We start from the raw sequence: 11836 nt of genomic DNA on the forward strand, positions 1-11836 counted from the left end.
TGTGTTAAAAACAGGCTCGGAATGCTCATTTACAATTCGTAAAGTCGAGCGCGACTTCGACCGTTCCTAGCCTGTTTTTGCCTTGCCTGACCTTCGCTCGCCGACTTTTCGTAAAGAGCCTTGGGTACGAACGTAGAAAGCAGCCACGGCAATACAGAACGCACCACTTCATCGGTACAGAATGACAATTAACTTGCCCGATAGAATGCGCGCGCGACAAGGACTGCAGCCCAATGCAGTGCGGGGTATCTTCAATGATCAAACAGTGTCAGGTGGATAAAGGCCAAATGCCAAGCAGTTGTGCGGCTTATGAAATTTTCTGTTGTTTACGGTGCGTGAAGGCAGTTTCAACATAGATGACTTCATGTTTAATTCCATGCCGATAATGAAAAATATATTTATCGGAAATGGCATGCCGATATAAAAAACACTATCCTACTCAATGGAATGTTTCTCATTTCCAATGAGGGGTTTTAATTCGGCCACACTGTTTTATGACGCGCGTCGTGGTGAGATTCATATCAATTATTCAAGAGGCTGATAACTATCAGATTGTCAGCACACGTCTTAACTTTCCAACACCCAAGGCTTGAGATGCCGCAGCCGTTCGGCCATTGCATAAATATCATCCCGTCCCTCCAGGTTGGTCCAGCGCAGATGCTGAATCAATGCCTGTTCTTTCGGATTGAGCGCGACAAAGCCCAGTTCATCTGCCTTGCGCATGAAGCTATCGCGTGGCTCACCCGGGCTGCTGGCGGTAATCACGTCCTGCAAGGCGTTTTGCAGCATCGAGACGTAACCGACCAGCATCGAAGGGTTGCAGAGCACATCGGTCTTGTTGACGTAACCATCGAGCAGACGCAACGAATCACGGGCTTCGATCAGGCGCTCGTAGGCAGATTGAGGAAGGTCATAGTGGGTGATATCAGGCATGAGAAATCCTACTGACTTGTTATTTCGTCCGCAGCTCAAGACCCGTCGAAGGATAGATCCGTGCGGTTGTGAGTAGTAGGCGCTGGCGTGCCCACGGCTCGCCCTTGACTGGCTACCAGTAAGCCGGGAGACCCACCCGGGCCGCTGATTTGGCAGAGGCGGGGCGAACCATAGCTTCAAGCGCCTGCCCGATCAAGTTCAGGTGCTGGCCGTCAAACCGCATTGATTATCATTAATCAAAAGTATTATGTTATTGTATAACAATATTGTGACGACTCACCTGGAGGCCCCATGAAACCTGATATCCATCCTGCCTATCGCACCGTGCTGTTTCACGACACGGCTGCCGACGTGTATTTCCTGATCGGCTCCACGGTCGATACGGATCGCACGCACCAACACACCGACGGCAATACCTATCCTTATGTGGCGCTCGACGTCTCCAGCGCTTCGCACCCGATGTACACCGGCCAGCAGCGCAAGACCACCACCGAAGGTCGCATCGCGGGCTTCAACAAGCGTTTCGCAGGCTTCGGTTCCGCCAGCAAGCCCGGCACTCCGGCTGCCTGACGCACTGCCGTATTCCCCGATTCAGGACGATCTGTGCAGGATTGTTCTGAGCCGGGGATTTTTTTTGCCTGCTTTTCAGACCTGCGACCTCTCATCCTCTGGACTAATGCCAGGCATTGCTTTTATCTTCGCGGCCTGAAAAACAGGAGTACCCGCGTTGAAAAAATCAGTCGCCATCGTTTTCGGTGGGCAATCCAGCGAGCATGAGGTTTCGTTGCAGTCAGCACGCAACGTAATCAATGCAATCGATCGTGAAAGCTACGAGCTGACCTTGATCGGTATCGACAAGCTGGGCCGTTGGCTGCGCTTCGAGGAAAGCGATTACCTGCTCAATGCGAACGACCCTGCAAGCATCAGCCTGAGTCCTTCGGGCACGCTGCTGGCCTTGCTGCCCGGCAGTGCGGGTGGCCAGTTCGTCGAAGTCGAGTCCGGCGAGCGACTCAATCGTATCGACGTCGTGTTCCCGCTGATCCACGGTGCCTATGGCGAAGACGGTTCGCTGCAAGGCCTGCTGCGCCTGCTGGCAATTCCTTTTGTCGGACCTGATGTGCTGAGTTCTGCGGCCTGCATGGACAAGGACGTGACCAAGCGCCTGCTGCGCGATGCCGACATCAGCGTGGCACCGTTCGTGGTGCTGATGCGCGGCCAGACTGCACAGTTCAGTGAGGTGGCCGGGCAACTGGGCCTGCCGATGTTCGTCAAGCCGGCAAGCCAGGGATCTTCGGTGGGCGTCAGCAAGGTGAATGACGAAGCCGGTTTTGTCGCGGCACTGGCACTGGCTTTCGAGTTCGATCACAAGGTTCTGATCGAGCAGGGCATTGTCGGCCGTGAAGTGGAGTGTGCGGTGCTGGGCAACCGCGAGCCGCAGGTCAGTGTCTGTGGTGAAGTCATCGCCAATGACGAGTTCTACGCCTACGACACCAAATACCTCAACGGCGATCAGGCGCGCATCGCCATTCCGGCCGAGCTGGCGCCGGACCTCGGCGAGCAGGTCCGCGAAGTTGCGCTGCAGGCTTATCGGGTTCTGGGTTGTGCGGGGCTGGCGCGGGTCGATTTCTTCGTCACCGAGTCGCGGGAGATCATCATCAACGAGATCAACACAATCCCGGGTTTCACCTCCATCAGCATGTACCCCAAGCTCTGGCAGGCCAGCGGTCTGTCCTATGCCGGTTTGATCGATCGCTTGATCGGACTGGCGCTGGAGCGCGATGATGAAGCTCGTTTGCTGAAGACGGATATCTTTGCATGAAGATCATCAGTATCGCCGCAGCCCTGTTGATTGCCCCGGATGGCCAGACGTTGCTGGTTCGCAAGCGCGGTACTGAGGCTTTCATGCAACCGGGCGGCAAGATTGAAGCCGGCGAGCCAGCGGCGAATGCCCTGGTTCGCGAGCTGCAAGAAGAACTGGGGCTGGTGATTGATCCGCAGCAGGCCATTTTCCTTGGTGAGTTCAGCGCACCTGCGGCCAACGAACCGGGCTTTGAAGTGCACTGCCAGTTGTTCGGGGTACGTACCGATGCTCAGGTAGTGCCAGCGGCCGAGATCGAGGAAGTCATCTGGATCGGGCCTGAAGAGCGTCCCGATCTGCTGCTGGCGCCGCTGACCCGCGATCTGATTCTGCCGCTGTATCGCGAGATGCGCGAAGAAGCCTGATCTGGCATTTTCCGGTGGGAGGATTCATCCGCGAAGGCAGCCGGTTCGCGAATGAATTCGCTCCCCCAGAGTTGAACTGCCCCCAGGAAACTGGACTTGGGGGGAGTCCGATTCAGCGCACTGCACTGACCCCGTCCAGCGTCGAGAACGACGTATCCTTGGCCGTCAGCAGGAAGTCCCGCATGTAGGGCGCATCCAGCATGTCGGCGCGAATTCCTGCATAGAGAGTCGCGAACAAACCCTTTTCTCCCAGACGCTTGGCTTTCACGTAGCCCCGCGAACTGTATTCATGCAGCGCCCAGTGCGGCATACCGCACACGCCGCGTCCGCTGGCTACCAGTTGCATCATCATCACCGTCAACTCGGAGGTCCGGACCTGCGCCGGTTCGATGTCGGCCGGCTCCAGGAAACGGGTGAAAATGTCCAGTCGGTCCCGCTCCACGGGATAAGTGATCAGCGTTTCAGTGACCAGGTCTTCCGGCACGATATACGGCTTGCTCGCCAGCGCATGCTGGTTGGCCACGGCCAGCATCGCCTCGTAGGTGAACAGCGGCACATAGGTGATGCCGGGAATTTCCAGCGGGTCCGAAGTGACCACCAGATCCAGATCGCCACGGGCCAATGCCGGTAATGGCGCAAACGAAAACCCCGAAGACAGGTCCAGCTCGACCTCCGGCCATGAGTCACGGAACTGATCGATGGTCGGCATCAGCCACTGGAAGCAACTGTGGCATTCGATGGCCATATGCAGGCGGCCAGCGGTCCCGCCTGCCAGTCGAGCGATATCACGTTCGGCACTGCGCAATTGCGGCAGTACTGAGTCGGCCAGTTGCAGCAAGCGCAGGCCCGCGCTGGTGAAGCGCACCGGTTTGGTCTTGCGCACAAACAATTGCATGCCCATGCGCTCCTCCAGCTCCTTGAACTGGTGGGAGAGGGCGGACTGGGTCAGGTGCAGGCGCTCGGCAGCCTCCACAAGGCTATCGGCCTCACGCAAGGCGTGCAGGGTTTTGAGATGGCGTATTTCAAGCACCTGGGCGCTCCATGAATAAAATTTGTGACCAACAAGAAAACAATGAGTTTGTCTCATGTTTGCCTGGCTGTCGACAATAGCGCCATCTTTTAGGGAGAACGCAGCATGGCTTTGGCACACAACCTCGGGTTTCCGCGCATTGGCGCGGATCGTGAATTGAAGAAAGCTCTGGAAGCCTACTGGAAGGGCGATCTGGATCAGGACGGGCTGCGTGCCGTGGGCCGTGAATTGCGGGCGGCGCATTGGCAACTGCAGAAAGAGGCCGGAATCGAACTGCTGCCGGTTGGCGACTTTGCCTGGTACGACCAGGTCCTGACTCACTCGCTGACCTTCGGTGTGATTCCCGAACGCTTTGCCGAGGTGAAAAGCCCGGCAGGCCTGCCGACCCTCGATACGCTGTTTGCCATGGCCCGTGGCGCCAGTGCTTGCTGTGGCGCCCAGGCGAAAACCCGATATGCCCAGGAACTGACCAAGTGGTTCGATACCAACTATCACTATCTGGTCCCGGAGTTCTCACGGGAGCAACGCTTCAGCTTGAGCTGGGAACAACTGTTTGAAGAGGTCGACGAAGCTCTGGCTCTGGGCCACAAGGTCAAGCCGGTGCTGATTGGCCCGCTGACCTATCTGTGGCTGGGCAAGGCCAAGGGCGACAGTTTCGACAAGCTCGACCTGCTGGAGCGTTTGCTGCCGCTGTATGGCGAAATCTTCGGGCGTCTGGCCGCGCAAGGCGTCGAGTGGGTGCAGATCGACGAGCCGATCCTGACCCTCGACCTGCCGCAGGACTGGAAGAACGCTTTCGAGCGGACCTATCACAGCCTGCAATATTCCCCGCTGAAAAAACTGATCGCCACCTACTTCAGTGGCCTGGAAGACAACCTCGGGCTGGCGGTTTCCCTGCCGGTCGATGGCCTGCATATCGATCTGGTGCGGGCCCCGGAACAACTGGCGATAGTGCTTGACCGCCTGCCGAGCTACAAAGTGTTGTCGCTGGGCGTGGTCAACGGGCGTAACGTCTGGCGCTGCGATCTGGACAAGGCCCTGGAAAGCCTGCAGCAGGCGCAGGCGCGCTTTGGCGACAACCTGTGGGTCGCGGCTTCGTCTTCACTGCTGCACAGCCCGGTCAATCTGGATCGTGAAGAGCAACTGGATGCCGAGTTGAAAAGCTGGCTGGCGTTTGCCGTGCAGAAGTGCGGGGAAATCGCTGTGCTCAGTCAGGCGCTGAATGATCCACAACATCCCGAAGTGCTTGCCGCACTGACGCAAAGCCGTGCAGTACAGGCCAGTCGCGCGCAATCGCCGCGTATTCATAAACCTGCGGTGCAGGCGCGCCTGGCATCGATCACGGCTGCCGATAGCCAGCGTCAGTCAGCCTTCGCCAAGCGTATTGAAGCGCAACGCGCCCGTTTGCAATTGCCGGCCTTTCCGACAACAACCATTGGTTCATTCCCGCAGACTTCTTCGATCCGTCTGGCGCGTCAGTCTTACAGACAAGGCAAGCTGACGATCAATGACTACACCGATGCCATGCGCCATGAAATCCGCCATGCCGTGCAGATCCAGGAACGTCTGGGGCTGGACGTGCTGGTGCACGGCGAGGCCGAGCGCAACGACATGGTCGAGTACTTTGCCGAGCAACTGGATGGTTACGTGTTCAGCCGTTTTGGCTGGGTGCAGAGCTACGGCTCGCGTTGCGTTAAACCGGCGGTGATCGTGGGCGACCTGAGCCGTCCCGAAGCGATGACGGTGGAATGGATTCGTTATGCCCAGAGCCTGACCGGCAAGGTCATGAAGGGCATGCTGACTGGCCCGGTGACCATGCTGATGTGGTCGTTCCCGCGCGAAGATGTGTCGCGCAAGGTGCAGGCCCGGCAGTTGGCCCTGGCGCTTCGTGATGAAGTGGTGGATCTGGAGCGGGCCGGGATCAGGATCGTGCAGATCGACGAAGCTGCTTTCCGCGAAGGTCTGCCGCTGCGCAAGGCACAATGGCAGGAATATCTGGACTGGGCCGTGGAAGCGTTTCGCCTGTGTGCCTCGGGCGTGCGCGACGAAACCCAGATCCACACTCACATGTGCTACAGCGAATTCAACGACGTGATCGAGTCGATCGCCGCCATGGACGCCGATGTGATCACCATTGAAACCTCGCGTTCGGACATGGAATTGCTGCAAGCGTTCGAGGCCTTCGACTACCCGAACGATATCGGGCCGGGTGTCTACGACATCCACTCGCCACGGGTTCCGGATACTGCCGAGATGGTCAAGCTGATGACCAAGGCCGTGCAGCGGATTCCGGCCGAACGCTTGTGGATCAACCCGGACTGCGGACTCAAGACCCGAGGCTGGCCGGAAACCGAAGCGGCGCTGGTGAATATGGTCGCGGCGGCCCGGCAACTGAGAGCAGAGCTGCTGTAAACCTGCCGTTGATCCCGATTCATCAAATTGTCACGCAACTGTGGCAGCGCGCCCGGAAAAACATCATCAGACTGATTGCCTACTGGGGATCTGTTTTTTGGTGTTTTTCATGCGGGTTTTACTTTTTCTGGCCGCGCTTCTGTGCGGCTTGCCGTCTTTTGCGGCCTCGATATGTGATGTCAGCGTTCCTGTACAAGTTACCGAACTCAAGGAAGTACGGATTGCCTATCAAAGCATCGGCAATGAGTCCGACCCTGCCTTGCTGCTGGTCATGGGCCTTGGCGGACAATTGATCCACTGGCCGGATGAAGTGGTGGTCGCCCTTTGTCAGCAAGGCTATCGGGTGATTCGCTACGACAACCGCGATGTCGGTCTGTCGAGTTGGGTCCAGCCGCCGGCCGAGGCCAACCTCACCTATGAAGTGCTGCGCTACAAGCTCGGCTTGCCGGTGTCTGCGCCTTATTCCCTGACCGACATGGCCGACGATGCGCTGGGCCTGATGGATGCCCTGCACGTTCAGCAATTTCATGTGCTGGGCGCGAGCATGGGCGGGATGATCGCTCAGCATCTGGCCGATCTGGCCCCGCAACGCATCGAAAGCCTGACCCTGATCATGACCAGTTCCGGTGCCCAGGGCTTGCCGATGCCCAATGCTGCCTTGCTGCAATTACTGGCCCGCCGTGGCGCCCCGAACCGCGAGATTGCCATCGAGCAACAGGCGGATCTGCTGGCCGCACTGGGCAGCCCGCAGATCAAGGATGATCGGGCCATGCTCCTGCAGCAGGCAGCTGCCTCTTATGACCGGGCCTTCAATCCCGAGGGCGTGAAACGGCAGATCACCGCGATCCTCGCCGAACCCAGCCGGGTCGAACTGCTCAATCGCTTGCGCCTGCCGGTGCTAGTGGTACACGGCACGGCTGATCCGCTGTTGCCGGTCATGCATGGCGTGCATGTCGCCGCGCACATTCAGGGCAGCAAGCTGCGTCTGATCCCGGGCCTGGCGCATCGTTTTCAGGAAGCGTTCAAGGCGCCGTTACTGGCAGCGGTGTTGCCTTATCTCAAGGCGCAGCACGAAGACGGGCGGCATGTGGCGCAGTTGTAAGCCGGGCGTGTATGGTGATGGTTTTCTGCCAAGTGCGAGCGTCACCATGACCACTCCCCTGAAAATCGATTTCGTTTCCGATGTTTCCTGCCCGTGGTGCGTGATTGGCCTGCGTGCGCTGGAGCAGGCCCTTGAGGCGCTGGGCGATGAAGTGCAGGCGCAGATTCACTTCCAGCCTTTCGAGCTGAACCCGAACATGGTTGCCGAAGGCCAGGAAATTCAGGAACACATTGCCGAGAAATACGGCTCGACGCCCGAGCAGGTGAAGGACATTCACGAGAATATCCGCGCCCGTGGCGCCGAGCTGGGGTTTGTCTTCACCCAAGGCGAGCGGCGCATCTACAACACCTTCGACGCCCATCGCCTGTTGCACTGGGCCGGACTGGAAGGCAAGCAGCAGGCACTGAAGCAAGCCCTGTTTGACGCCTATTTCACTGACCTTGCCGATCCTTCCAGCCAGCAGACACTGGCCAGTGTCGCGCAAAAGGTCGGCCTGGACCGCCTGCGCGCCGAAGCCATCCTGGCTTCGGGCGATTATGCGGCCGAGGTTCGCGAGGCCGAACAGCTCTGGATTTCACGAGGCGTCAGCTCGGTGCCGACCATCGTCTTCAACGATGAGTACGCCGTGTCCGGCGGTCAGCCGGTCGATGTATTTGTCGGTGCCATTCGCCAGATTCTCAATGAGCGCACGGCGTAGATTCTGTGACTCCCGTCGCGGGCAAGCCTCCTTCCACAACTCAATGGCTGTGGGAGGCAGGCTGATTCACAGCTTGAACGTACCGACAACGCTCCTGAGTCGCCCGGCTTCAGAACTCAGTTCGCCACAGGCCTTGAGGGTGGCGCTGAGGTTGTCGGTGGTCTGCTGGTTCAACTGGCTGATTTCATGCACATCCCGGGTCAGTTGATCGACGGCGGTGGTCTGTTCCTCGGTGGCGGCAGCGACTGTCAGGCACACCTCGTCGATTTCGCTGATGCGCGACACCACGCTTAACAGGCTTTCCCCCGCCTCGGACGCTACCCGTACGCTCTGGCTGCCCATTTCATGGCTGAGCAACATGGTCCGGGCTGCCTGGGTAGCGCCTTCCTGCAACGCCTCGATCACTGCCCGGATTTCCTCTGTCGCATTCTGGGTGTGATGGGCAAGGCTGCGGACTTCATCCGCTACCACCGCGAACCCGCGCCCGGCTTCTCCAGCTCTGGCGGCTTCGATGGCTGCGTTCAGGGCCAGCAGGTTGGTCTTGCCGGAAATCGTCGAGATGACTTCCAGGACCTTGCCGATATTGGCGCTTTTGGCGTTGAGTTCTTCGATCTGCGAACGGGTGGTTTCGATATTTTCCTGCAGATGACTCATGGTAATGACCGTTTTTTCGACCAGGGTGCTGGTCCAGTCGATCTGAGCCCTGGCGCTGGATGCACCTCTTGACGCCGCCGAAGCGCTTGAAGCGATTTCCTGAGCAGCGGCTCCCAGCTCTTCGATGGCCGCTGCGACCGTGGTCGTGTAGCCCGATTGATGCTCCGATTTCTCCACCGAGGAGTTGGACGCCGACAGGACTCGACGGGTGGCCTGGTTCAAGGCATTGGTGGTCGATGAAACTTCGCTGATGGAGGCATGGATCCGGTCACCGAAGCGATTGAAACTCTCGGCCAGGTGCCCGAACTCATCGTTCGAGACAATCGACAGACGTCGGGTCAGGTCGCCATCGCCCAGGGCAATGTCTTCCATGGCGTTATTGATCTGGTGCAGGGGTTTCATCAACACCCGAATCAGCAGGCCGAGCAGCAGCAGGGTGATCAGGCCAGCCACGATGGTGGCGATGATCGCCGAATTGCGGAACGCCGCGATACTTGCCAGGGCTGCCTGTTTGTCCAGCACGATGCCGATATACCAGTTCTGCGAAGGCAGGCCCTTGATCGGGGAGAACAGGGTGAATTTGCGGCCATCGACCGATGCGGCCTCGACCAGTCTGTCGCTCAGCGCCAGCGTCTCGCCGGGAAACAGGTCGGCCAGGGTCTTGCCGATGAACGCCTTGTCGGGGTGAACCAGGATCTTGCCCTCCTTGCTGACCAGCAGGGCGTAACCGCCGCCATCGAACTCCTGCGCATTGATGGTTCGGGAAATTGTCTCGATGTTCAGGCTGGCGCCAAGCACGCCCAGTGTTTGCCCGCCGGAACGGATGGCGACTGCCTGAGTGATGATCCGGTAGTCGATACCGGCCCCGACGTAGGGTTCGGTCATTGCCGTGCCGGATTCGATGGCGTCCTTGTACCACTGCCGCTCGCGGCTGTCGTATCCGGCCGGCATCTGTCGTGGCGGATAGATCTGGAAGCCGCCATCACGGGTACCGACATAGGCCGCAATGAACTGCTCCATCAATACCTGGCCCTGCAACTTGGCCAGTATGTTTTCAGCCGAGGGATTCTGGCCGATGAACTCGGCAACGTTCTTGATCAGTACCAGCCGCCCGTCCAGCCAGCTCTGAATGTCATGCGCCATCGAACCTGCCAGTGCGCGGGTGCTTTGTTCGATTCGCTGAGTGTTGTCGTCGCGCAAGCGAACGTCATTCAACACGGAGAACGCGCAAAACACGGTCATGATCACTAACGCAGCGATCAGTAATATCTTCTGGTTGAACCTGAGACGTCTCATCACGGTTTTCTCGGTGTATGAATCGGTTGCACAACAGTTCGTTTGCCTTGTCACTCACGGCTAAAAGCATCCCTGCTATCGATAAACTTCAGGCGTACGAAGTCCTGCACCTGTAAAGACTTACAGATGAAGTTATAACCAGGTAACAGCCTTTATTGATCGAGCCTTGTTGCAACGGTTACCACAGGGCGAGGGTGTAACTCAGGATCAAGCGGGTTTCATCCAGGTCATTGCCGAAGGTCGAACGAACCGTGGCGTTTCTGAGTTTGATGCCAAGGTTCTTCAGCGAACCGCTCTGGATTACATAACCGATATCGGTATTGCGTTCCCACTCCTTGCCCGAGTTGCTGCCGGCTATACGCACATTGTCACCGCTGATATAGCGACTCATGAACGTCAGCCCGGGAATCCCCAGCGCGGCGAAGTTGTAGTCATAGCGCACTTGCCACGAACGTTCGTCGATGTTCGCGAAGTCGTTGATCTGGACGAAGTTGACCAGGTACGGATCGGTGTTGGCGATGTACGGGAACGGGTCTTCACCGCTCATGCGCTGGTAGGCGGCGCTGAACATGCTGGAACCCAGGGTATAGGAAACCATGCCGTTGGCTGCCCGGTTGTCGAGGTTGCGGAAGTTGCCGTCCTCGGTGCTTTTCGAGTAGCGAAGATCAAACTTCAGCGACTGCTGTGCCGCCAGTGGAATCTCGTAGACCACACCACCAAAGTACTGGCGGTAGACGTTTTCCAGATTGCCGTAGTACAGGCTGGTGCTCAGGGTCTTGCTGAAGTTGTAGGTGCCGCCGGCGAAACGGAAGTCGTCACTGACGCCACCGATGCGGTTGCCGGTGAAGTCCTGATAGTTCGAGGAACTGTTGAATTTGATCTGCTCCAGCTTGCCGCCCTGCAACACCAGCCGGTCGATATCCCTGGAGGTCAGCATTGCGCCCTCGAAGGTTGCTGGCAGCAGGCGCGTGTCATTGCTCGACACCACCGGCGTGCGGAAGGCCAGCGAGCCGACCTTGAGCACGGTTTCGGACAGCTTCGCCTTGGCTGTCAGCTCCAGTTTGGAATACTCGCTCTGTGAACCTCGACCATTTCTCGAACTCAGGTCGGCAGGAAGCAGATTGCTGCCACCGGAACCGTCACCGCCGTCAAGCTTGAGGCCGAGCATGCCGGTGGCATCGAGGCCCAGACCGAGGGTGCCGGCGGTATAACCCGACTCGACCCGGAGTATCGCGCCTTGTGCCCATTCCTGAACCGAGTCGCGTCTTGCAGTGGGTGGTCCGTTGCGAAAGTCACGGTTGAAGTAGAAGTTGCGCAGTTCGACGCTGGACTTGCTGTCGGCAATAAAGTCCGCCGAGGCCGTCATGGGAAAAACCAGCGCGCAGGTACTGACCATTGCAAAAGTCTTGTTGATCGACATTTCCGTTATGCTCCGAGTAATGGCAGGTTTAATCGATACAGTTTGTTTTTATAGGTATTGCAACTATTG

General features: G+C 58.2%; 10 protein-coding genes. 6 read left to right on the forward strand and 4 right to left on the reverse strand.

The features are described 5' to 3' along the window. Positions 1 to 567: 567 nt before the first annotated feature. The gene (locus ALQ04_RS03870; protein WP_122314535.1) at positions 568 to 933 is read right to left on the reverse strand and encodes a hypothetical protein; all 366 of its coding nucleotides are present in this window, start codon (positions 931 to 933) and stop codon (positions 568 to 570) included. Positions 934 to 1224: 291 nt separating this feature from the next. On the opposite strand from ALQ04_RS03870, the gene ALQ04_RS03875 reads away from it, so the two are divergent. The 3 genes from ALQ04_RS03875 to ALQ04_RS03885 all read left to right on the forward strand — a co-directional run bounded on the left by ALQ04_RS03875 (position 1225) and on the right by ALQ04_RS03885 (position 3156). Further along, positions 1225 to 1503, forward strand: a complete 279-nt coding sequence (locus ALQ04_RS03875) for a type B 50S ribosomal protein L31 (RefSeq protein ID WP_122314536.1) — start codon at positions 1225 to 1227, stop codon at positions 1501 to 1503. 157 nt (positions 1504 to 1660) lie between these two features. Beyond that, the gene (ddlA, locus tag ALQ04_RS03880) at positions 1661 to 2752 is read left to right on the forward strand and encodes a D-alanine--D-alanine ligase (RefSeq protein ID WP_122314537.1); all 1092 of its coding nucleotides are present in this window, start codon (positions 1661 to 1663) and stop codon (positions 2750 to 2752) included. Next, complete coding sequence (locus tag ALQ04_RS03885) at positions 2749 to 3156, forward strand: NUDIX domain-containing protein (RefSeq protein ID WP_122314538.1); 408 nt, start codon at positions 2749 to 2751, stop codon at positions 3154 to 3156. The genes ddlA and ALQ04_RS03885 overlap by 4 nt, the downstream gene beginning before the upstream one ends. 112 nt (positions 3157 to 3268) lie before the next feature. On the opposite strand, the gene metR is transcribed toward ALQ04_RS03885, so the two are convergent. Further along, positions 3269 to 4186, reverse strand: a complete 918-nt coding sequence (gene metR, locus ALQ04_RS03890; RefSeq protein ID WP_122314539.1) for a transcriptional regulator MetR — start codon at positions 4184 to 4186, stop codon at positions 3269 to 3271. A 105-nt stretch (positions 4187 to 4291) separates the two neighbouring features. On the opposite strand from metR, the gene metE reads away from it, so the two are divergent. The 3 genes from metE to ALQ04_RS03905 all read left to right on the forward strand — a co-directional run bounded on the left by metE (position 4292) and on the right by ALQ04_RS03905 (position 8397). Then, positions 4292 to 6598 (forward strand): 5-methyltetrahydropteroyltriglutamate--homocysteine S-methyltransferase, encoded by a 2307-nt coding sequence (metE, locus tag ALQ04_RS03895; RefSeq protein WP_122314540.1) that lies wholly within the window; start codon positions 4292 to 4294, stop codon positions 6596 to 6598. Between the two features lie 109 nt (positions 6599 to 6707). Further along, positions 6708 to 7700 carry an alpha/beta fold hydrolase gene (locus tag ALQ04_RS03900; protein ID WP_122314541.1) on the forward strand — a complete coding sequence of 331 codons (993 nt, stop codon included), beginning with the start codon at positions 6708 to 6710 and terminating at the stop codon, positions 7698 to 7700. Between the two features lie 46 nt (positions 7701 to 7746). Next, positions 7747 to 8397, forward strand: coding sequence for a DsbA family oxidoreductase (locus ALQ04_RS03905; protein WP_122314574.1), 651 nt, complete (start codon positions 7747 to 7749; stop codon positions 8395 to 8397). Positions 8398 to 8463: 66 nt separating this feature from the next. Here ALQ04_RS03905 and ALQ04_RS03910 read toward each other — a convergent pair whose 3' ends face one another. Both ALQ04_RS03910 and ALQ04_RS03915 read right to left on the reverse strand, forming a co-directional pair. Then, on the reverse strand, positions 8464 to 10347 hold the full coding sequence (locus ALQ04_RS03910; RefSeq protein WP_122314542.1) for a methyl-accepting chemotaxis protein: 1884 nt from the start codon (positions 10345 to 10347) through the stop codon (positions 8464 to 8466). A 178-nt stretch (positions 10348 to 10525) separates the two neighbouring features. Continuing rightward, a complete protein-coding gene (locus tag ALQ04_RS03915) occupies positions 10526 to 11767 on the reverse strand; it encodes an OprD family porin (protein ID WP_122314543.1) in 1242 nt (413 codons plus the stop codon). Between the last annotated feature and the right edge of the window lie 69 nt (positions 11768 to 11836).

Origin of the sequence: Pseudomonas cichorii (genome assembly GCF_003700275.1) — a bacterium.
Classification (GTDB): domain Bacteria; phylum Pseudomonadota; class Gammaproteobacteria; order Pseudomonadales; family Pseudomonadaceae; genus Aquipseudomonas; species Aquipseudomonas cichorii_B.

Bases quoted from the DNA above. Each gene is read 5' to 3' on its own strand.
- ALQ04_RS03870 (WP_122314535.1), bottom strand. From the start codon at position 933: ATGCCTGATATCACCCACTATGACCTTCCTCAATCTGCCTACGAGCGC.
- ALQ04_RS03875 (WP_122314536.1), top strand. From the start codon at position 1,225: ATGAAACCTGATATCCATCCTGCCTATCGCACCGTGCTGTTTCACGAC.
- ALQ04_RS03885 (WP_122314538.1), top strand. From the start codon at position 2,749: ATGAAGATCATCAGTATCGCCGCAGCCCTGTTGATTGCCCCGGATGGC.
- metE (WP_122314540.1), top strand. From the start codon at position 4,292: ATGGCTTTGGCACACAACCTCGGGTTTCCGCGCATTGGCGCGGATCGT.
- ALQ04_RS03900 (WP_122314541.1), top strand. From the start codon at position 6,708: ATGCGGGTTTTACTTTTTCTGGCCGCGCTTCTGTGCGGCTTGCCGTCT.
- ALQ04_RS03905 (WP_122314574.1), top strand. From the start codon at position 7,747: ATGACCACTCCCCTGAAAATCGATTTCGTTTCCGATGTTTCCTGCCCG.
- ALQ04_RS03910 (WP_122314542.1), bottom strand. From the start codon at position 10,347: ATGAGACGTCTCAGGTTCAACCAGAAGATATTACTGATCGCTGCGTTA.
- ALQ04_RS03915 (WP_122314543.1), bottom strand. From the start codon at position 11,767: ATGTCGATCAACAAGACTTTTGCAATGGTCAGTACCTGCGCGCTGGTT.